Raw genomic sequence first — 19,889 nt, forward strand, 5'->3', positions numbered from 1 at the left:
GGCAACCATGGCGCCATTGATATCGGAAGCGGAAGCACAAGTTTTGCAGGCCCTGGTGGAGATGGAGGAGGCGACAGCCCGCGAATTATATGCGGTACTCGCGGAATCCACAGGCTGGGCGCAGCCCACGGTAGTCACATTCTTGCGGCGGCTCGAGGCCAAGGGGCTGGTGTCTCACAGCAAGGAGAAGGGCCAGCGGGCCTTCCTCTACCGGCCCAACCAGCGCGGGCGCTCGGCGGGCCGGGAGCAGGTGAAGAACCTGGTGAACCGGGTCTTTGGCGGCAACCCCGTGCCGCTTATGTCCATGTTTGTGGAAGAGGAAGCGCTCACGAAAGAGCAGATCACGGCGCTGCGGCAGTTGCTCGATGAGCAGGAAAAAAAGAAGGGAGGCAGGGTATGAACCGCATGATCGAAGCGCTCAACGGGATTGCGGCGGCATGGTGGGATTGGACGGTGGCGTCCACGTGGCAGGGGGCCTTGCTTCTGTCGGTAGTCGGGGTGATCTTGGCCGCGGGCAGGTCGCTGCGGCCGGGCTTCCGCTACGGCCTGCTGCTGGTGGTGCTGCTGAAGTTCGCCTTGCCGCCGGTCTTCGGCGTGGCCTACGGGTTTTCGGATCTGCTGGCGCGCGCATTCAGCGGTGTCCCCGCACCGGCGTTGAACACGGACGTGTACGAAGTTGTGGTTGCGCCGCCTCCGCCAGCAACAGCGACGGTGCCTGCGCCCGCTCCCCTGGCGCGTATAGCGCCTCAAGCGCCCGCGCTTTCTCCGCTGGCGTGGTTGCTGGTCCTGGAGGTGGCGGGCGCCGGGATGCTCCTCTTCCTGATCGCGCGCCAGTGGCGTGTGGCGAGGCAATTACTGCGCGGGGGCGTCGACGGCGATGAACCCTTGCGGCAGCGCTTTCGGGCGGCTGTCCGCGCCATGAAGCTGCGGCGCACGCCCCGGCTCTGTCTCAGCGACGGGGCCAGCGCGCCGCAATCCGGCGGCATCCTGCGTCCCTTCGTTCTGCTGCCTTCGTGGGCCGCGGCGATGCCAGCGGACGAGCTCGAAATCCTCCTCGCGCACGAACTCGCCCATGTGCGGCGCAGGGACGCGCTGGTCAACGGTTTCCAGGCTGCGGCACAGGCACTGCTCTGGTGGAACCCCGCCGTGTGGTGGCTGAACCCCCGCATCCGCGAGGAACGCGAGTTTTGCTGCGACGACCTGGTGCTCGCGCGCGGGATAGCCAGCGGGGAGGCCTATTCGCGGGCCTTGGTCAATGTTGCGGAACGTGTTTCGTTGCCCGCGTCTCCCTGGGCCATGGCGGGCATGGCGGACAACTTTCGCGCGCTCGACCGGCGCGTGCGGATGGCGCTGGACGGCGGACATGGACGCCGAGGCTGGGGGCACTACGGGGCGATGGTGGTCGTAGTGCTGGTGGCGGGGTGGGTACTGCCTGGCGCGACTGATGAGGCGACCGATGAACGCAAGGAGGGGTTCGATCCCGTCGGGAAGAGCGCCGATGAGACGTCAATTGATTCTGTTACGGTTAACGATGCGCCGGGAAGGGCCGATGCGGAGGAGGAACTGGTGATCGCGTCGGAAGGTACAGCCGTGCCGGAACCCGAGAATTTCTTGCCCGGACTCGAGTATCAAATCCTGAACATGACCGCGGAAAGAATTTCCAGGGATCACGTCAAGCCGGGTGTCATGGGACCGTTCGGGCCGCGGGACCACCGGATGACGGTTTTTGAGGAAGTCAGCTTGACGCTCCACTCGGCGCAGCATGCCGTGGACATTAATATCAAGGCAAAACGACTGGAACACACCACAGGCAGCGACAGCGACGGCCTGATGGTGTGGGAAGGCGATGTGGAGGCGCAATTCGCCGAGTTTACCGCACAGGCCGAGCGCCTGGAGTTTACCTCAACCTTTCTGTTTTTCAATGCGAATCTCTTATTGAGGGACTTCGGCACGGTCCAAGCTGAGCAGATTCGCGTGGACCCAGTAGCCAGGCGCATCGATGTACTGAACGGCACCGTTGACGAGGCGCGCCTGAAGGAAGCCTTCGGCGAGAACGCCACGTACGCACCCAGGGGCGAATGGCTGACACTGCCCTTTGCCGTCGTTCGGCAGATTGTGGTCGATGCGTGGATAATGGAGGTTGACCGTGATGCGGACCTGAAATTGCCCGATGCGATGAGGCGCGTATCCGAGAACGACAGCCCTGCGTCAAGAACCGTTACGGGCGGAAGTGAGCAGGATCCAAAGGCTCTTGTTGCGGGAACCGCGAGTAACGAGGAGTGGTCCGTTTGCAAAGCGGGAATCATGGAACTTGTCGACGCGGGCCGCGGCAAAATTGTAGGTGCGCCCAAGTTAATCACCCTTGACGGACAGGAGGCGACGATTTCGATTGGGACCGAAGTTCCATACACGCAGGATGACGAGATCGCTTATGAATTTGAAGGTATGAAATTGGGTGTTCTGGTTTCGGTTGTAACCGCGGAAAATGGCTCGGAAGGCTTCGACATCAGGCTCAACTACACGCGCACAACGCAACAGGACCCTGACGCCACGCCTCCGGTTTTTGAAACCGCCGAGACGGCGCATTCCATTCGGTTGGAAAGTATTCACGATCCGAGATGGATTTACTTCATGACGGTGCGGCCGGGAGCGCGTCATGAGTTGGTGGCGTTCCGTGTTTCGCTGGTCCGGCCGGGCGGTCAACCCGCATAGGCAGTTGCGGGGAACGGTCCCTCGGTCCGTGCGGCCAATTCGATAGCGAAATCACGGTGTTTGGTGTAAAATACAAGGCGGCGCGATCGGTAGGTCGACCGATCTACCGGCGTGGAGTCGTATTGACGGTATGGATCGTAGAGGACGACAAACCCTTTCGACTGGTGACAGCGTACCCGGATGATTTCAAATGATTGCTGAACATTCACTTGTGGTATTGGACTGCGAGCCGCCGCACGACAAACTGAATCGTGGTGACGTGGGAACTGTGGTGCATGTTTACCAAGGCGGTCGCGGATATGAGATCGAGTTTGTCGATGGCGGGGGACGGACAGTGGCGCTTGTCACCGTTGATGCCGGCGATCTTCGGCCAATAGAACCTGGTGAACTTCTCCACGCCCGACGTACAGCTTAGATCGCAGAAACACGATTCGAGGGGAGCGGCGGATCGGGTCGCTCCCCCTCTCTGACAAGAACAGTTCCCAACCACCACCCGCTGAATCGAGTGTGTTATGCACTGCGAACATGATCAACTTCACCTCGGGGTTGTACAATGAAGCAAGGAGGTGCAATCCATGACGAAGCTGCTGGAGAAGGCCTTTGCCGAGGCCGCGAAGCTGCCCGAGGAGGCGCAGGATCGCATCGCTGCGCAACTGCTCCAAGAGCTGGCGGACGAAGCGAAGTGGGACACTTCATTTGCCGCCTCCGCTTCCCAACTCGAGCGGCTTGCGGCCGAGGCTCTGGAGGAGTACCGGGCTGGTCGAACTCTGGAGTCGGGGTTTGACGAGCTTTGAATTCGCATGTCACTGCGGAATTCCGCCGCTTATTTATGAATCTCCCGAACGAGGTGCGTCAGCGCGCACGCCACAGCTACCTGCTCTGGAAGGAGAACCCGGCTCATCCCGGTGTTCAGTTCAAGCGGGTGCACCGCCGCCAGCCCATTTACTCGGTGCGGATCGGTATCGATTGGCGCGCTGTCGGCCTTCGGCAGGGGGAGACGATTATTTGGTTCTGGATCGGTTCACACGCTGAGTACGACGCCTTGCTCAAGCGTCTTTGATGGTCGATGTGAGGTTGCATAACATAGCATGCAGCAGAAGGCGCACCGCACCGCCGCCGAACTGATGCGTTAGACGCCAAGAAGACGTCATGACCGTCAAGAACGCCGTGATGCGTACGGCCGGACGTCCACGCCGGCTCAAGTTGTCCCGACTTCTCGTGGCCGCCGATCACCGCGATGCCCTGGTGAACGCGAGGCTATTGCGCTTCGAATTAATGTGTCGCGGTTTGTCAGTCCCTTGACGCTGCCACATGCCCACGTATCGTCTCCAGCACCATCGCATCCCATTCCGGCGCCACGGCGTGGTTCATCAGCGGCTTGTTGAGCATTTCCTTCTTGCCCTGGAGGTTGTTGTATGCCGCATAGACGCTGGTGGGGCGGCAGTGAGAAAAATAAGCGGAGAGGCGTTAACGACGGCGGCGTCAGCCACGGGAGAGCTCACGGTCGAGGTCGTCAAAATCTACCTGAAATGAATCCCTTCCCATCCGGGCCAGCGCCAGGAGGAAGTCAGTCCGGCACATGCCCGCGACCTGTGCGGCGATTTCCTGGGAGACTTTGCCGCTCTCATACCAGGTGACGGCGGCCGCGAGCCGTAACTCACCGGGAAAGTCCGCCGGTGAAAGGCGCAACGCGCCCAGCACACCTTCTGGAAGTTCGACAGTCATCGTAGTCATCGCGAAATTCTCCGTTTACCAACCATATCACTATTATACCCGCAACTCGGTTGGCCCCGGCAATGCGGCCCGCCGAGGGCGCATGATCGTGTGCAGCCGCAGTCTTCCCGGAGGCGGTGTATGGTGTATAGTTGGCGTGGGGGGAACACACCAGTACGGAAAGGAATCATCATGCGGTACGTTGTTGTCATGGCCCTGGTATTCTATGTGGCGCATGCCCGCGCCACGGAGTTCCACATCGCCCCCGCGGGGAGCGACGGCAACCCCGGCACGGAGGCGTCGCCGCTGGCTACCCTTGGGGCCGCGCGCGATGCCGTGCGAGCGGCCGGTGCGGGGCCGCACACGGTGTGGCTGCACGATGGCGTCTACACGCACACCGAGCCGGTGGTCTTTACGGAGGAGGATAGCGGCGCGGAAGACGCCCCGGTGATCTATCGGGCGGTGAATCAAGGTGGCGCGCGCATCCAGGGCGGGCGGATGCTGCCGGCGGACGCCTTCGAGCCGCTACCCGAAGCGGCGGCCGCGCGTGTTCCGGTCGAGGCCCGGGGAACGGTGCTACAGGCCGATCTCGGCGCGCTCGGTATCGCGGATCTGGGGGCCTTCCCCGACGCCTTCCGGACTCCCCAAGCCCTCCCGGAGCTCTACTTCAACGGCGAGCGCATGACCCTGTCCCAGTGGCCCAACGAGGGCTGGGCCGAAATAGAGGCCGTGGTCGAGAGTGGCCCCGCCACGTGGCGTAATCACGCATCGGAGGATTTCGGCGCCTTCACCTACAGCGGGGAGCACCCGGCGCGCTGGGCCGGTGTGGCCGATGTCTGGCTGGAGGGTTACTGGTGTTTCGACTGGGCGGCCGAGACGATTCGCGTAAAATCCGTCGATCCGGAGTCGCGCACGATCACGCTCGGATCCAAACACGTCTACGGCATCGGCAGTGGCAATCCCGCGCCGCGCCGCTACCGCGCCGTGAACCTGCTCGAAGAACTCGACACCGCCGGTGAGTATTTCATCGATCGCGCCGAGGGGGCCCTCTACTTCTGGCCGCCCGCACCGCTGGAAGGCGCGGAGGTGATGCTCGCGTTGGCGGCGGAACCCCTGATTGCCCTGAGTGACGTGTCCCATGTCCAGATTACGGGCCTCACTTTCGAATACGCGGCGGGAACCGCGGTAACCGTTACCGGCGGGCAGCATGTGTCGCTCGCCGGCTGCACGATCCGCAATGCCGGCCTCGTCGGCGTGGTCGTCGATGGAGGCGCGGACCACACGGTGCAGAGTTGCGACATCTACAACAACGGCACGGGCGGCCTCCACATCAGCGGCGGGGATCGCAAGGCCTTGACCCCTTCGGGCCACCGCGTAGTGAACAACCACATCTACCGTGTCTCCGAGCGCATGCGGACAGCGGCCTACAACATCGTGATGGACGGCGTGGGGGTGTACGTGGCGCACAATGAGATCCACGATGCGCCGCACCAGGCTATTCTGCTTTCGGGCAACGATCATATCTTCGAGCTGAATGATGTGCACCATGTCAGCATGAATTCCGACGACTGCGGCGCCTTCTACATGGGCCGCAACCCCTCGCACCGCGGCACGATCATTCGCCACAACTACTGGCATGGGATCGGCAGCGCCATGGCGCACGGAAGCTGCGCGATTTACTTCGACGACGGCGACGGCGGACAGACAGTGCACGGCAATGTGTTCTACAAGGCCTCGGGCGGAAGTTTCGGCGCCGTATTCAACCATGGCGGCCACGACAACACCGTGACGAACAACGTCTTCATCGAGTGCGGGCTCGCCCTGGGCGCCGCCCCGTGGGGCGATGCGACCTGGAAGGAATGGCTCGGCGGCGATCTGTGGCGGGAGCGCCTGTTGGCGGAAGTGGACATCACCCGGCCCCCGTTTACGGAGCGCTACCCGGAGTTGAAGGATTTCTTCGAGTACGAAGGCCTGCGGCTGAACCGGGCGTCGCGGAATGTCGCCGTGCGCTGCAAGAACTTCGTGAACGGAAATTGGACTATAAGCGAGAGCTTTATTACCCGTGAAGACCCCGGTTTTGTGGACTACGCCGCGCGGGATTTCACGCTGCGGGAGGACGCCGCCGTCTTTGAGCAGATTCCGGGTTTCGAAGCGATTCCATTCGGCGCCATCGGATTGCGCCTTGACGAATACCGCACCTCGCTGGAGTAGGCGACTATCAGGGTTTCATGAACTTGCTCAGCCGCAGGCCCACCAGTACGGTGTTCAGCAGGCCCCGAAGGCCGCCGGTGACCGATGCATCGATCAGGTCGGAAATCAGCTTGTATTTCTCCGCCGTATACGGGTACCAGATCGGTTCCTTCCGGCCGCTGTTCTTGTCGACAAGCACGGATTTCACGTTGGAGAAGGAGTAGAGGCCGTGCGGGCCCTTGTAGCGGCCCATGCCCGAGTGTTTCGTGCCGCCGAAAGGCAGCGCGGAGTTGCCCTGCGTCGCAAGCACATTGTTGATCGAGACATTCCCGGTCACGATCGCGCGCGCCACGCGTTCCGCCAGTTCCGGATCGCCGGACCACACGCTCGCGCTCAGGCCGAAGCGGCTGTCGTTCGCGAGTGCGATGGCCTCGGCCTCCCCGGCGAAAGGCGTCACCGTCACCACGGGCCCAAACGTCTCCTCGCCGTGGATCGCCATCTCGGGCGTGACGCCCGTGATCAGCGTGGGGGGGAAGACCCGCGTGCCCGGGATGCGCTGGCCGCCGCACACCACGGTGGCCCCTTTCTGAACGGCGTCTTCCACTTGGCGTTCCACCTTGTCCAGCTGAAATTCCGCCGTCATGCAGCCCAGATCCAGGTCGAGACGATCAGCGGCCGGCGCGTTCTCGCGGCTGATCGTAAGGCGCTCCATGGCGGCCCCAAGTTCCGATACGAATTGCTCCGCGATGCGATCCTGCACAAATATCCGTTCCACCGACGTGCAGGTTTGTCCGCTGTTGGTCATGGCGCCCCAAAGCGCCCCCTGCACCGCCCGCGGCAGGCAAACGTCCTCGAATACGACCATGGGATCCTTGCCGCCAAGCTCCAGTTCCACCGGTATGAGATCGTCCGCCGCCTGCTTGAGAATAGCGCGACCGGCGGCGTCGCTCCCCGTGAAAAAGATCTTCGCCGGTTTCCGGGCGATTAGCGCGCTGCCCGTTTCCTTGCCGCCATAGACGACCTGCACGGCGCCTTCGGGCAGGCCGGCGTCCGCGAAGATCTCCTCAAGAAGGCCCTGCAGCGGCGTGTGCTCGGAAGGCTTGAAGACAACGGAATTTCCCGCCGCCAAAGCGGTGATAATCGGGGTCATCGAAAGGTTAAACGGGTAGTTCCAGGGCGAAATGATCAACACCGGGCCCAGCGGCTCATACTGGATCCTCGATTTCTTCCCCATAAGAACCAGCGGCGTGGGCTGCGGCTGGTCGCGCAGTATCCGGGCGGCGTTCTTCTCGTAATACTGGATCAGATCCAGCGCCGGAAAGACCTCCGTCATCAGCGCCTCAATGCGAGGCTTGCCGGTCTCGTCCACGACCCGCTGTACGATGGCTTCCTTGTTGGCCTGAATCCAGTCCTTCACGCGCCCGAGGCGTGCCAGCCGCTCGCGGACCGAAAGATCGCGCACTTGCGGGAAGGCGCGGTGCGCCCGCTCGAAGACGGCGTCGATTTCCGGCGCGCCCGGTGGCGTCACACGATAGAGAAGCGCGCCAGTTCGCGGGTTGTGTACCGAAAAACCGTCGTGGGACTCGGCCATGCGTGGAACCTCCTCGTGCGGCGCCGAAGTACCGGCGGGTGCTGCCTGGTATGCCAACAAGAGGGGCCGCGCGGTAAAGGCGGCCCAAGCTGCGTATGGATCTGACCGCCGCGGGGGGCTTCAGGTTACACGGGGTGAACCATGGATTCCGGTCACTCCGGCTCCCAGTAAAACCGCGCGATGGCCTGTTCGATGTCGGGCCCGGTGCCCACGACAACCTCGACCTTGCGGTTCGAGAATCGCTCGACGTCCTCGATGGCGAGCAAATCCATGGGATTCACAACCGCCAGGCGCATGATGTCCTCCGTAGCGGATACGGGAATGCAGGTATGCTGCTCGGCCAGGCGCCGCGAGATGAGTGCCGCGGCTTCCGGGTCCACCGTCGACTCGCTGAAACGGATATACTCCACCCCGCATTGGCTCGCGCGCGCCTGGGCGATTGCTTCGTCGGAAGCAAAGCCCAGTTCCGCCAGCAGGGATCCCAGGTGTTGCTGCGGGTTGCTCTTCTGCAACTCCAGTGCGGTCTGAAGCTGGTCGCCGGAGATCACGCCCGCGTCCAGCAGAATCTGGCCGATAACCCGTTTCGGGCCGTGCTGCGGCTTCCGCGCGGATTCCTGGATGCGGTGCAATTCGTCTTCCGCCGAACGCGACACCTGCGCGGGCGCGGGCGCAACGGCGGCCGGCTCCAGCTCGGGGAATTGCAGGGAGGGGGCCGGTTCGGCGCCTCCCGAGCGACCCAACTCGCCCTTCAGTCGCTCGTTCTCATCTTCGAGGCGCTCGGTCTCCGCGATCGCCTCGGCAAGCTGCTGGGCAAGCACCGATCGGCGGCCCTGTTCCCGCGCGCCCTCCAATTCCACACGGGCGGCATCGCGTTCGCGGGCCGCCTCGTCCAATTGTTGCCGCAGGGAATCCAGCTCGCGCTGAACCGACTTCAGCTCCGTGCGCAGCGCCTCATGCGTCGCCTCGGCATCGCGCACCGTAGCCTGGAGTGTCTCGATGTCCTCGCCCGCGCCCAGACGCGCTTCAAATTCGCCGATTCGCGCTTCGAGCGCCGCGATCATCGCTCCCCGCGCCTCGGCATCCTCGCGGAGCGCGGCCAGCTCTTCCAGTTCCGCCCCGCGCGCCTCCAGCTGCTCGGAAAGGGAAGTGCGTTCGCGCTCGCTCTGCTCCAGCGCCTGCGACAACTCGTCGATGCGGGATTGCAGCGACTCGCGATCGGAGGAGGCGGATTCGTGAACCCGCTTCGCAATGGAATCCAGCTCGCCGCGCGCGGCGTCGGCAAGCGCATCCAGCACTTCGCCGTCGGCATTCACCGACTCCGAAACCGATTGCAGCGATGCCATCAGGGTGGACAATTGATCCAACCGGGCTCTATGCTGTTCTCGCATCTGCTTGATTCCGTTTTCCAGCGTGGAGCCAGGCGCATCCGCTTCGTTGTGCCCGTACTGTGAATCGTCCATCGGTGCGGTCCCTTACGGTCTTGTTTGTCACACTTCCCCTTACTGGAAGTTTAAACACTTTACCCAAAACTGTCAAGATGTGAAATTGTCGCAAATTGGCGTGCGCCAGCCCGTACGCCTCGAATTCCAGGCGCGAAAACCGTAAACTCCCGGCCATCGGGGCCGGTAGCGAATGAATTGCGGGCGCCGGCTGTACTACAAGCGCTATCGGTACACCGCGCCGTGCGGGAAAGGACAGGGAGCCTTATGAGTCGAGGAAAACCAGAGTTTGTGGGTGAAGGCGGGCGCCCCGCGTTTCGGGGGCCGGGCGGCTCCGGCCTCTCGCGCCGTTCGATGTTCCTGGCCATGGCGCTGGCGGCTTTTCTCCTGGCGCCGCTTGTGGTCTTCAATCTGTGCTTCGAGTACGTCCGCCCCAACGAATTTGGGATTAAGGTCGTTCATATCGGCATTAACCGCGGCGTACAGGAGAAGATCTACCCGGCCGGTTACGCGTTCCGTATTCCGTTCGGCGTGGAGCAGGTCCACCGGCTGCCGCAGAGCATCCAGGTGCTCGAGCTCACCAACTATGCCGGGACGCCGGGCGCGGGAGCCCATGTCACCAAGGGGGCCAAGATCCAAACCTCCGACGGCTTCTTCGTGGATGTGGACGCGACCATTCTCTACCGGATCGTCGATCCCTACGAAGTCTTCACGCGCCTGGGGCAGGAGCAGAAGTTCCTCGAGCTCGGGATGCTGCCCAAGGCCGAATCCGTGTTGAAGGAGGCTCTGGGACAACTCACGACGGAGGAGTTCTACGATTCGCAGTTGCGGGTCGCCAAGGCGCATCTGGCGCGCGAAATTCTCAACGAAAAACTGGCCAACGAAGGCATGGAAGTCGAGCACGTGCTGGTCCGCTACTTCGAGTACAGCCCATCGATCCAGCAGAACATCGAAGACAAGAAGCTCCAGGACCAGCTCGTGTTTACCAACGAATCCAAGGGGCGGGCCGCCGAACAGCGGCAGGTCCTCATGCGGACGAAGGAGGAGGGGGAATACATGGTTAAGGTGAAGATGGCCGAGGGCGACGCCTACCGGGTGGAGAAGGAAGCGGAGCGCGACCTGTACCAGCGCACGAAGACGGCCGAGGCCGACTTAATGGTGGCGCGGGCGGAGGCGGAGGGAATCCGCATGAAGAACGATGCCATGCAGACCCTGGGCGCGGACGCTATGGTGGCGATGCGCATGGCCGAGGTTCTCGAGGGCCTGGACACCATCTACGTTCCCGCGGGCGGCGATCTGGGCCTTAACCCGCTTGACCTGGACAGCGTATTGCGCATGTTCGGGGTGGCGCAGGGCGATGCCGCATCCGCGCCGGCGAGGCAGCCCCGGCCGCTCCCGGCGCCCGGCGCGGCGGAGGAGGCAGCCCAATGAAACGCCCGGAACTCTTACTCGTCGCGATACTGCTCCTCGGCTCCCTGGCCGGGTGCATGCCCTACAGCACCGGACCCACGGAGATCGGCGTCCGCACCGTGAAGTGGTCGCCCACCGGCGGCCAGGGTGTGCAGGATCACGTCTACCAGCCGGGCTCAACGCATTTCTTTGTGCCGTTCATTACGGACTGGCATACCTTTGACACGCGCATCCAGAAACTCGAAATGACCGCCTCACCGGGCGCGGGCGATCGCTATGGAATGCGGGATGACCTGCTGTTCAAGACCATCGACGGGAACGACATCAGCCTCGACGTCATCATTTCCTATCGCATCGATCCGGCTCGTGGCCCGTTGATACTCCAGCAGGTGGGCGCGACCGACCTGCAGATACGGGACAATATCGTGCGAACCATCGGGCGCAGCAAGCCGCGCGACATCTTCGGCGAGCTCAAGACGGAAGACTTCTACCAGGCCGAAAAGCGCAGCCGCCAGGCGTTAATCGTTAAGGACAAACTCAATGAGATGCTGGCCGAGTACGGCGTCGACGTGACCGAGGTGCTCCTGCAGGATTACAATTTCACGCCGGCGTACCAGGAGGCGATCGAAGAGAAAAAAATCGCCGATCAGCAGGTGGAGAAGCTGCGCTCGGAGACGAAGGCCGTGGAGCAGGAGTACATCACGCTCGTGAAGGAGGCCGAGGCCGAGATCGCCAAGATTAAGGCCGCCGCAGACGGCGAGTTTGAGCGCGCAAAGATCGAGGCGGACGCCTACTTCCGCCAGCAGGAGCGGATCGCGGAAGCGATCCTGGCGGAGGCCGTGGCGGAGGCGGAAGGTATAACGAAAATGAACGAGGCGCTCTCGGGCGACGGCGCGCCGGACGTCGTCAAGCTGCGGATCGCCGAGGCGCTGGCGAAGAAGAAAATCGTGATGGTGCCCATGGGCGGCGGCGGGCTCGACGTGCGCTCAATGGACATCAACGCGCTGCTCGGGCTCTACGGCGCCAGGGCGCTGGGCGAGAAGAAGGAGTAACAGGGCTCGTTGAACGGAGTAGACCGAACCTCTCACGAGCGATGTCGCGCGGTCCACCCCGTCCACTCCGTCCACTCAGTCCACTTAGTCCACTCTGTCCACTCTGTCCACTCTGTCCCGGTAACGCCCTCAAAAATCCAGCGATCCGCCCCGTCGGCCCAGTTTCTTCTCCAGCCGCTTCAGGCGGTGGCGGAAGGCGCGCGCTTCCGGGCGCTCCAGGCCCGCGCTGCCGCTCCGGGTCGCATACGCGGTGAGCGCCTCGCGGCAAAGGCGAGCGGCCGACTCCAGGTCCCGGGCGCGGTGCTCATAGTGCTTGGCGAGTTCGTGCAGCGCTTCGGGGTCCCCCGGGAATTCCTCCAGCAGCCGCTCCCAGGCCTCCTGCATTTCTTCCCATCGCGCGCGCCGCTTGCACGCCAGCGCGAGCATCTCCAGGCATTCCCGCCGCAACGGCGAATCGCTCACCTCTTCCAGGAATGCGGCGGCATGTTCGATGGCCCCGTCGTACTGCTTCTGCCGGAAGTGGAGCCGCACCACCGAAAGTTTGTCTTCCGTGTGGGCGAATCCCTGGCCCGCGGGCGCATCCAGGCATTGCGACATCCACGCCGTCAGAGAAACCAGCGAGAGAATGTCCATTTCGTGGTGATAGATCACACCCTCCAGCGGGCGGGCGTCGCGCTCGTCGAGATAGCGGAACCACAGCTGCGGGATCAGGTAGCCGGGGACGTCGCCCTCGCGGTAAATGGAGAGGATCTCGCGCTCCACATTGCCGAGGCTGCAATCCTTCAGGCGCTGCTTCCAGAAGCGCCGCGCGGCGTGCACCAGGTCCAGGTGAAGGATGTCGCCCTTGCGGAACGGGATGCGGTTCTGAATAAAACGGGTTCGGAGCAGCGGCAGGTCAAAGCTCTTGCCGTTGTAACTCACCAGCGCGTCGTGCCGGTCAAACAGCTCCGCCAGATACTCCAGCATTGGCTCTTCATCGTCGAAATCGCGCAGGATGCATTGGTCCAGCCGGAAGGCGTCGTCCAAGAAATAGCCCACGCCCACGAGAAACGCCACGGTCCCCGCCCCGCCCATGAGCCCCGTCGTCTCCGTGTCCACGAAGCAGGCCCGGCGCGGATCAAAATCGGCCAGCGTTGGGTCGCACGCGGATAAGGCGATGTGGCGGGACTGGCTCTGAAGCGCCGCGCCCAGTTCGACAATGCCCTGGCGGTAATCGAGCGGGTAATCGTGGCGTATCAGGTAGAAGCCGCGGTCCGGCTCGCCGATTATCTCGCCGGGAATGTGGTTTTCGAGGAGGTAGACGCCGGACTCGCGCTCTTCCTGTGTGATCCGCGGCCCGCGCGCGATCGGGGCCTCAAAGGTATGGTCCACCGGCACGCCCAGCCGATCCGCCAGGCCGCGCAGCCGGTTTACGTTACCCGAGGGCGGCAGCGCGGCCTCGCGCGGCGGCGATCGGCGCGGCGTCGGGTTCTCGGCCAGTTCGCGCTGAAGCGTGGCCCCCGTCTTGAGCCCGTGGGCCTTCAACAGGTCCGCCAGCTTGCCCGTGGGAGTCGCGCCCCGATCTTGCGGAGGCAGCGGGTCCGCCGGTTCGGCCCGATCCGGCGTCTCGGCGGGCCGTTGAGATTCCTGCGCCTTGGCCGCCGCCGGCGCGACATCCCCCGCCGTGCCCAGGCCCGTCATGCCCTTCAGTGCGTCGAGCTTCCTCTTCAAGTCGCTCATGGCAGCGCGGCCTTCTGCTCGGGATCGGCCGGCGCCGCCGCGTCCTCCACGCCCAGCGCCATCCGCACCAGCCGCAGCGCGCCGCCCTTGCCGTGAACGCCCGTCTCCAGCACGCTCCCCACGCAACTCGGGCACCCCTCCCGGCACGGACAATCCGAGAGCAGCGACACCGCCGCCTCCAGAAGCCGCCGGTGGTGGTGGAACAGCTTCTCGCTGATACCCACGCCGCCGGGGTACCGTTCATACAGGTAGACCGTGGGCAACTCGCCGGTGGGCGACCGCAACATCGCCTGCGCGCGGATGTCGCTCGGATCGCAGAGCACCTGCACCGGCGCCACCTGCTTGAGCGTGTTCGCCAGCGCGTTCAGCGCCTCGCCGAGTTCCTCTTTCGCAATGCCGAAGCGCTCCGCCGTGTCCAGGGGGAACTCGATCCAGTAGCCCGTCGTGTGCATGGTCTGCTCGGGTAGGTGGATCTCGCCCCAGCCCACGTTCTCGTGCGAACCGAACTTGATCTTCTTATAGATCGTCGGCAGCCACGTCACGCTCAGCTCGCCGCAGCACCGCTCCACTTCGTGCTCGGGCTTGCTCTCGAAGACGTCCAGCACCTTCAGATCGACCTTCATCTCGGCGTCCGTGTAGTAATCCACCTCCACGGGCCGCGCATACGCCTTGCGGTCCTCCAGGTCCAGCTCGTCGATCGTGTACTGCTGGCTCTGGTGAAGGTAGATCGCATTCTGATACACCTCCACGTGCGCCGCGAAAAAATCCACCTCCCCGATGACCCGCCCGTTGTCCGACGTGTCCAGGATCACCACGTTGCCCGGCGCCGCCGTCCGCAGGCTGATGTCGGAAGCGGGGTAGGTGTCCGCGCTCCAGTGCCACTTGTTCCGCACCTTACGCAGCACCCGGTTGTCCGCCAGATAATCCAGGATTTCGCCCGTCGACTTCGCGTCCAGCCCGAAGGCCTCGCCCTCCACAAAGGGAATCTCAAACGCCGCGCACTTCAGGTGGCTCGTGAGGATTATCAGGTTGTTTGGGTCCACCGTGGCCGTTTCCGGCGGCTGCTCGAAGAAATACTCCGGGTGCCCGATAATATACTGATCGATCGGCGCGCTCGTGGCGATAAGCACCACCAGCGACACCGTGTTGCGACGGCCCGCGCGACCCGCCTGCTGCCACGTGCTCGCGATGCTCCCCGCGTAGCCCGTCATGATGCACACGTCCAGCGCGCCGATGTCGATGCCCAGCTCCAGCGCGTTCGTGCTCACCACCGCCATCACGTCCCCGTTCCGGATGCCCTGCTCGATCTCCCGGCGCTCCGTGGGCAGGTAGCCCCCCCGATAGCCCCGCACCAGGTGGTGGCTCTTGCCCATCTTCCGCACCGCCTCCTTCAGATACGTCGTCAGAATCTCCACGCGCAGGCGGCTCCGCGCGAATACGATGGACTGGATATCCTTGAACAGCAGCGAGGCCGCCAGCCGGCTCGCCTCCTTCACCGAGGATCGGCGGATGCCCAGCTCCGCGTTCACCACCGGCGGATTGTAGAACAGGAAATGCTTCTCGCCCGCCGGCGCCCCGTTGTTGTCGATCAGACGCACCGGCTCCTCGATAATCCGCTCCGCCATCTCCTTCGGGTTCGCAATCGTCGCGCTGCAACAGATGAACCGCGGGTTTGACCCGTAAAACGCGCAAATCCGCTTCAGCCGCCGGATCACATTCGCCAGGTGGCTCCCGAACACGCCCCGGTAATGGTGGATCTCGTCGATCACCACATACTCCAGGTGCTCGAACAGCCGGATCCATATCGTGTGGTGCGGCAGAATGCCCGTGTGCAGCATGTCCGGATTCGTCACCACGATATGCCCCGCGCTCCGCACCGCCTGCCGCGCCGACGCCGGCGTGTCCCCGTCGAAGGTATACGTCCCGATCTTCACCTCCATCGTGTCGATCGCCCCCTTCAATTCGTTCACCTGATCCTGCGATAGCGCCTTCGTCGGAAACAGGTACAGCGCCCGCGCCTGCGGATTCCGCAAGATCGTGTTCAGCACCGGCAGGTTGTAGCACAGCGTCTTCCCGGAAGCCGTCGGCGTCACCACGCACGTGTGCTCCCCGCCCAACGTCGCCGCCACCGCCTCCGCCTGATGCGTATACAGTTGATGGATGCCCCGCTTACGCATCCCCGCAACAAGATCCGGATGCATCCCCGCCGGAAAATCCGCATACCGCGCCGCGCGCGGCGGGATCGTGTGCCACTTCGTCAGATTCCGGCAGAATTCCGGATCCGAGCGAAGGCGGTCCAGGGTTTGGGCTACGTTCATGAAACTGAATATAGCATCAGTGGTTGCGAATTGCAAGAGACGGGTTGCGCCGCCAATTCTAATCGTCGTCCTTTCCCGATATTCGCCGTACCTCCCGGTCAAAGTCCGAGACATATTCCCGGTCCTGCTTCACGCGATAAACGTCAAACTCCTGTTCGGCTTTCAGTTTTGCCTCGCGCGAGTTCACCCGGTAGCCCACGGAGATAATAGCGTCCAGGTTGTAGTATTTCGTGTTGTAGGTTTTCCCGTCGGCGGCAGTTCGTGCAAAAACTGCACATACTGAACGCTCCTCCAGCTCGCCGTTCCTGAATACGTTACGAAGGTGCTTCGTTATGACGCTTCGCTCCGAGCCGAATAGATCCGCAATATCACGCTGGGTCAGCCAGACCGTCTCGTCACGGAGGAATACCTCCACGTTCACCTTACGGTCTTTTGCGGTATACAGCAAAAAGTCGGAGCGCTCGCCTCGCGCCGCGTCATCGTTCATGGCGCCGCCTCTGGATTAGCTGCAAACCGCGCCGCGCGCGGCGGGATCGTGGGCCACTTCGTCAGATCCCGGCAGAATTCCGGATCCGATCGAAGGCGGTCTAGCGTCTGGGCGACATCCATGAGACTGAATATAGCATCAGTGGTGCCGGATTGCAAGGAAAGTAGGATAGCCGTCCCGGCTGTCCACCCCTGAATGTAGGATAGCCGTCCCGGCTGTCCAACCGCGCCGGCAGGCGCGGAGTAGCCACGTCGTGACCACGCAGGCTGGGGCATCGTGAAGGCACGGACAAGTTGACAATTGGCGTCAAATAGAGCGCCAGGAAAGCCAAAAGCCATGTCCGCCAAGACAGTATGTTGGCATGGGGGGATTCTGAAGGTAATATGAAGAAGGACCTGTCGCAAGGACTTCGAAAAGCCCCCCCGAGGTACAAATGGACGAAAGAGCAATCACCGAGGGTTCGGGCAATGTATTCGCCGACTTCGGCATCCAGAAATCGGAAGAAGCCCAACTCAAATCGCGACCGGCCCTACGCATCTACAAGGCCATTCAAGACCAAGGTCTGACCCAACGTCAAGCGGCCGCGACGACACGGGTGGTGCGGTGAGGCAGCGCGCCCGCGGGAAAACTGTTGGGTAACTCAAGTTGGAAGCTCAGCCCCCAGGCCCCAGGAGGGCTTCCAGCCGGGTTTGCGCTTGGGGCGGCGCGGCCTCGCGTATGGGCCCGCGCCCGGCGAGATCGGTGAGGATGGCCATGGCCTCCTCCGTCATGGGGAATTCGCCGGGATAGTCGAGCCACTCTGTATGGCCGTCCATGTAGAGCACGTTGCCGCCGCGGAGTTGACCGTGGTTGTCGGGCCATTCCACGAGCACGGGAATATTTTTCTGGGAAGACCGGGCTGCGCCGGGATTGTTGATATCGGTAATTAGAAAGCGCTCAACCCCTTCGCGCAGGCGGTAGACGGTTTCTTCGCCCACGGCCAGGTCTTCGGTGAAATCTCCGCCATCCGCAATCTGCTGCCCGTATGCCGTGGCGAATCGCTCCAGCGCTTCCTGATCGCGTATCACGTAGCCCAAGTAGGCGTAGCTGTGATCGTCCGCCGCCGGTTGGCGGTAGGCATTCGCGGAACCGGGGCAATTCAACAGCCGCAGTTCGCGCAGGTCATACTTGAGGAACCGCGCGTCATCCATCATGAGTGTACCGCCCTCGGCGGAGAGGGGCGGGAAAAACTCGCCCTCGGCGGTGCTGGCATAGATCTTGAAGGCGAGGCCGACTTGCTTCTCGGCACTCGCGCAGAGACCATGATCGTAGTCATGGAAGCTTTGAAAACGGGGCACGGTCCACGAGGTGGTCGGGGTCCAGTCAGCAAGGCCATCGAGGGCGGCGATGGTGGCTTCGGTCATGGGGAACTTGCCGGGATACTCGATCCACTCCACATGGCCATCCATATAAAGGACGTGGCCACCGGTGTAGCCTTCATGATTGCCGGGCCACTCGATCATGACGGGAATAGTGCGCCGTGGCACGTAAAGAAAGGGGGAGGGCTCGCCATATTCCAGGACGTAGCGCTCGATGCGCTCGCGAATACGCACCATGGTGTCTCCGTAACTCATTTCAATGGCGATATCGTCCGAAAAGTCGCCACCCCCGGCGATCTCATTGCCATAGGCCGTGACAAACTGCTGCACGTCGCTGTCGTTGAGGAGCACATAGCCAAGATACACGTAGTGGCGGTCATCCAGCATCTCAACGGCGGCGCCGTCGACGCCCGCTCCCGGGCACACCCCAATTTCGCGATCAACCATATATTCGGGATAGACCTCCGCGTCGCGGGCGACCAGCTCGCCGGGTACCAGGGAGAGGGGTGGCCAGACATATCCTTGATGCTCATTGGCATACATTTTTTGCACAAGCGACCATTGATTCAGATTAGACGCACAATCGTTACGATAGGGGACGGGTAGCACGGTCGAATCCGCCCAAGTCGTCGCCGGGCTGTTTTGCGCCAGGCCCCGGAGGGTCGTGATGACCGTCTCGGTCATGGGGAATTCACCCGGATAGGGCATCCATTCCACGTGGCCGTCCAGAAAGAGAACGTTGCCGCCGCTTTCACTTTCGTGATTCTCGGGCCACTCCAGCAAGACCGGTATGCTTTTCTGCGTGATGCCGGGCTGGGTCGGATCGGGCGGCCCCTGGGGGATGGCCTCCACGATGTCCTCGCGCAGCCGGAGCAGGGCATTCCCATAGCTGGTCGCGATGTCGAGGTCGCCGGTGAATTCGCCGTCCGCGGCGATGACTTGAGTGTAGGCTGCGGCAAACTGCTGGACGTCACTTTCGGTCAGCATCAGATAGCCCAGGTAGGCATAGTGGACGTCATCGAAGAAGGGCAGAGGATCATCGGATTCACGGCCCGGGCACGTGTACACAATCGGGTCGTTTATATACTCGGGATAAACGGCCTCCGGGGCCAACATGAGCCGCCCGCCCGCATTACTCAAGGGAGGGAGAAATTTCCCCTGGTTATTATTGGCAAACATCGTGTTCACGAGTCCCAAATGCCTCATGTTGTTGCCGCATCGGCCGGGCAGCGGGCTGGTCGTAGCATAGGGATAGTTTTCAAGGAATTCATTGGGCGCCCAGTCCGTGGGCGGGGTGTGATTGGCCAGCCCCGCCAGAACAGCGAAGGCTTCTTCGGTTATGGGGAATTTCTCGCCAAAATGGACGAATTTCACGTGCCCGTCCATATAGAGCACATTGGAACCGTAGCGTTCGTCGTGGTTGTCGGGCCAATCCCACATGACCGGAATCGTAGATCGGAGATTGGCCCCGGCCCCCGGGCTATTGACGTCGGTAATCAGAAAACGCTCGATGCCTTCGCGCAGGCGAAAGACGCTGTTACCGTAGCTTGTCGTTCCGGGCAAGTTGCCGGAAAAGTCGCCGTCGCCCGCGATCTCGGTGCTGTAAGCATCGGCGAAGGCCACGAGGTCGGCCTGCTCCGTCAGCAGATAACCCGTGTAGACGTAGTACTGGTCGGTGAATGGATTTTCCGGCCGCTCGCCCGCCGGTCCCGGGCAATTGAGTATGGTACCGTCCCGAAGTATTTCAGGATAGACCTCTTCCCAGGGAAACATGAGATTTCCCCCTTCACTGCTCAGAAGGGGAAAGGTATTTCCCTTAGACGAGTTCGCATACATTTTGAAGACAATTCCCATTTGCTTGAGATTGTTTTGGCATGACGCGGAAAGGGCCGAGCGGAGG

The 19,889-nt window shown here is 62.6% G+C and carries 16 protein-coding genes; 9 read left to right on the forward strand and 7 right to left on the reverse strand.

The window, feature by feature from the left end; genetic code table 11:
* Positions 1–7: 7 nt before the first annotated feature.
* From KF886_13360 to KF886_13380, 5 genes are all read left to right on the forward strand, one after another.
* Positions 8–400 carry a BlaI/MecI/CopY family transcriptional regulator gene (locus tag KF886_13360; GenBank protein MBX3178342.1) on the forward strand — a complete coding sequence of 131 codons (393 nt, stop codon included), beginning with the start codon at positions 8–10 and terminating at the stop codon, positions 398–400.
* On the forward strand, positions 397–2,712 hold the full coding sequence (locus tag KF886_13365; GenBank protein MBX3178343.1) for a hypothetical protein: 2,316 nt from the start codon (positions 397–399) through the stop codon (positions 2,710–2,712). Before KF886_13360 ends, KF886_13365 begins: the two co-directional genes overlap by 4 nt.
* Before the next feature lie 190 nt (positions 2,713–2,902).
* Positions 2,903–3,127, forward strand: coding sequence for a DUF4926 domain-containing protein (locus KF886_13370; protein MBX3178344.1), 225 nt, complete (start codon positions 2,903–2,905; stop codon positions 3,125–3,127).
* A gap of 160 nt (positions 3,128–3,287) precedes the next feature.
* Positions 3,288–3,506 carry a hypothetical protein gene (locus KF886_13375; protein ID MBX3178345.1) on the forward strand — a complete coding sequence of 73 codons (219 nt, stop codon included), beginning with the start codon at positions 3,288–3,290 and terminating at the stop codon, positions 3,504–3,506.
* Positions 3,503–3,772 (forward strand): hypothetical protein, encoded by a 270-nt coding sequence (locus KF886_13380; GenBank protein ID MBX3178346.1) that lies wholly within the window; start codon positions 3,503–3,505, stop codon positions 3,770–3,772. The genes KF886_13375 and KF886_13380 overlap by 4 nt, the downstream gene beginning before the upstream one ends.
* A gap of 422 nt (positions 3,773–4,194) precedes the next feature.
* Here KF886_13380 and KF886_13385 read toward each other — a convergent pair whose 3' ends face one another.
* Entirely contained in the window at positions 4,195–4,446 is a 252-nt protein-coding gene (locus KF886_13385) for a UPF0175 family protein (protein ID MBX3178347.1), read from the reverse strand.
* A gap of 171 nt (positions 4,447–4,617) precedes the next feature.
* Between KF886_13385 and KF886_13390 the strand changes: the two genes are divergently transcribed.
* Positions 4,618–6,636 (forward strand): right-handed parallel beta-helix repeat-containing protein, encoded by a 2,019-nt coding sequence (locus tag KF886_13390; GenBank protein MBX3178348.1) that lies wholly within the window; start codon positions 4,618–4,620, stop codon positions 6,634–6,636.
* 7 nt (positions 6,637–6,643) lie between these two features.
* Here the strand turns inward: KF886_13390 and KF886_13395 are convergent, their stop codons facing one another.
* Together KF886_13395 and KF886_13400 are read right to left on the reverse strand one after the other, a co-directional pair.
* Positions 6,644–8,206: an aldehyde dehydrogenase family protein gene (locus KF886_13395; GenBank protein MBX3178349.1), complete on the reverse strand. Its 1,563-nt coding sequence runs from the start codon at positions 8,204–8,206 to the stop codon at positions 6,644–6,646.
* 152 nt (positions 8,207–8,358) lie between these two features.
* Positions 8,359–9,666 carry a hypothetical protein gene (locus tag KF886_13400; GenBank protein MBX3178350.1) on the reverse strand — a complete coding sequence of 436 codons (1,308 nt, stop codon included), beginning with the start codon at positions 9,664–9,666 and terminating at the stop codon, positions 8,359–8,361.
* Positions 9,667–9,912: 246 nt separating this feature from the next.
* Between KF886_13400 and KF886_13405 the strand changes: the two genes are divergently transcribed.
* A complete protein-coding gene (locus KF886_13405; protein MBX3178351.1) occupies positions 9,913–11,076 on the forward strand; it encodes an SPFH domain-containing protein in 1,164 nt (387 codons plus the stop codon).
* Positions 11,073–12,107, forward strand: coding sequence for a prohibitin family protein (locus KF886_13410; GenBank protein ID MBX3178352.1), 1,035 nt, complete (start codon positions 11,073–11,075; stop codon positions 12,105–12,107). Before KF886_13405 ends, KF886_13410 begins: the two co-directional genes overlap by 4 nt.
* A gap of 129 nt (positions 12,108–12,236) precedes the next feature.
* Here KF886_13410 and KF886_13415 read toward each other — a convergent pair whose 3' ends face one another.
* Genes KF886_13415 through KF886_13425 form a run of 3 tightly spaced genes read right to left on the reverse strand, consistent with a single transcriptional unit; the run spans position 12,237 to position 16,631 of the window.
* Entirely contained in the window at positions 12,237–13,826 is a 1,590-nt protein-coding gene (locus KF886_13415) for a ribonuclease H-like domain-containing protein (GenBank protein MBX3178353.1), read from the reverse strand.
* Entirely contained in the window at positions 13,823–16,144 is a 2,322-nt protein-coding gene (locus tag KF886_13420) for a DEAD/DEAH box helicase (GenBank protein ID MBX3178354.1), read from the reverse strand. Before KF886_13420 ends, KF886_13415 begins: the two co-directional genes overlap by 4 nt.
* Positions 16,145–16,202: 58 nt before the next feature.
* A complete protein-coding gene (locus KF886_13425; protein MBX3178355.1) occupies positions 16,203–16,631 on the reverse strand; it encodes a virulence RhuM family protein in 429 nt (142 codons plus the stop codon).
* A 433-nt stretch (positions 16,632–17,064) separates the two neighbouring features.
* On the opposite strand from KF886_13425, the gene KF886_13430 reads away from it, so the two are divergent.
* Positions 17,065–17,238 (forward strand): XRE family transcriptional regulator, encoded by a 174-nt coding sequence (locus tag KF886_13430; GenBank protein ID MBX3178356.1) that lies wholly within the window; start codon positions 17,065–17,067, stop codon positions 17,236–17,238.
* Positions 17,239–17,284: 46 nt separating this feature from the next.
* Here KF886_13430 and KF886_13435 read toward each other — a convergent pair whose 3' ends face one another.
* A complete protein-coding gene (locus tag KF886_13435; GenBank protein ID MBX3178357.1) occupies positions 17,285–19,762 on the reverse strand; it encodes a hypothetical protein in 2,478 nt (825 codons plus the stop codon).
* Positions 19,763–19,889 lie beyond the last annotated feature (127 nt).

This window comes from Candidatus Hydrogenedentota bacterium, from assembly GCA_019637335.1.
Classification (GTDB): domain Bacteria; phylum Hydrogenedentota; class Hydrogenedentia; order Hydrogenedentales; family JAEUWI01; genus JAEUWI01.

What these genes read in the sequence shown, in the direction of transcription:
- KF886_13425 (MBX3178355.1), bottom strand. Translation starts at nt 16,631, where the DNA reads ATGAACGATGACGCGGCGCGAGGCGAGCGCTCCGACTTTTTGCTGTAT.
- KF886_13420 (MBX3178354.1), bottom strand. Translation starts at nt 16,144, where the DNA reads ATGAACGTAGCCCAAACCCTGGACCGCCTTCGCTCGGATCCGGAATTC.
- KF886_13435 (MBX3178357.1), bottom strand. Translation starts at nt 19,762, where the DNA reads ATGTTTCCCTGGGAAGAGGTCTATCCTGAAATACTTCGGGACGGTACC.
- KF886_13360 (MBX3178342.1), top strand. Translation starts at nt 8, where the DNA reads ATGGCGCCATTGATATCGGAAGCGGAAGCACAAGTTTTGCAGGCCCTG.
- KF886_13390 (MBX3178348.1), top strand. Translation starts at nt 4,618, where the DNA reads ATGCGGTACGTTGTTGTCATGGCCCTGGTATTCTATGTGGCGCATGCC.
- KF886_13430 (MBX3178356.1), top strand. Translation starts at nt 17,065, where the DNA reads ATGGACGAAAGAGCAATCACCGAGGGTTCGGGCAATGTATTCGCCGAC.
- KF886_13400 (MBX3178350.1), bottom strand. Translation starts at nt 9,666, where the DNA reads ATGGACGATTCACAGTACGGGCACAACGAAGCGGATGCGCCTGGCTCC.
- KF886_13365 (MBX3178343.1), top strand. Translation starts at nt 397, where the DNA reads ATGAACCGCATGATCGAAGCGCTCAACGGGATTGCGGCGGCATGGTGG.
- KF886_13370 (MBX3178344.1), top strand. Translation starts at nt 2,903, where the DNA reads ATGATTGCTGAACATTCACTTGTGGTATTGGACTGCGAGCCGCCGCAC.
- KF886_13405 (MBX3178351.1), top strand. Translation starts at nt 9,913, where the DNA reads ATGAGTCGAGGAAAACCAGAGTTTGTGGGTGAAGGCGGGCGCCCCGCG.
- KF886_13375 (MBX3178345.1), top strand. Translation starts at nt 3,288, where the DNA reads ATGACGAAGCTGCTGGAGAAGGCCTTTGCCGAGGCCGCGAAGCTGCCC.
- KF886_13385 (MBX3178347.1), bottom strand. Translation starts at nt 4,446, where the DNA reads ATGACTACGATGACTGTCGAACTTCCAGAAGGTGTGCTGGGCGCGTTG.
- KF886_13410 (MBX3178352.1), top strand. Translation starts at nt 11,073, where the DNA reads ATGAAACGCCCGGAACTCTTACTCGTCGCGATACTGCTCCTCGGCTCC.
- KF886_13415 (MBX3178353.1), bottom strand. Translation starts at nt 13,826, where the DNA reads ATGAGCGACTTGAAGAGGAAGCTCGACGCACTGAAGGGCATGACGGGC.
- KF886_13395 (MBX3178349.1), bottom strand. Translation starts at nt 8,206, where the DNA reads ATGGCCGAGTCCCACGACGGTTTTTCGGTACACAACCCGCGAACTGGC.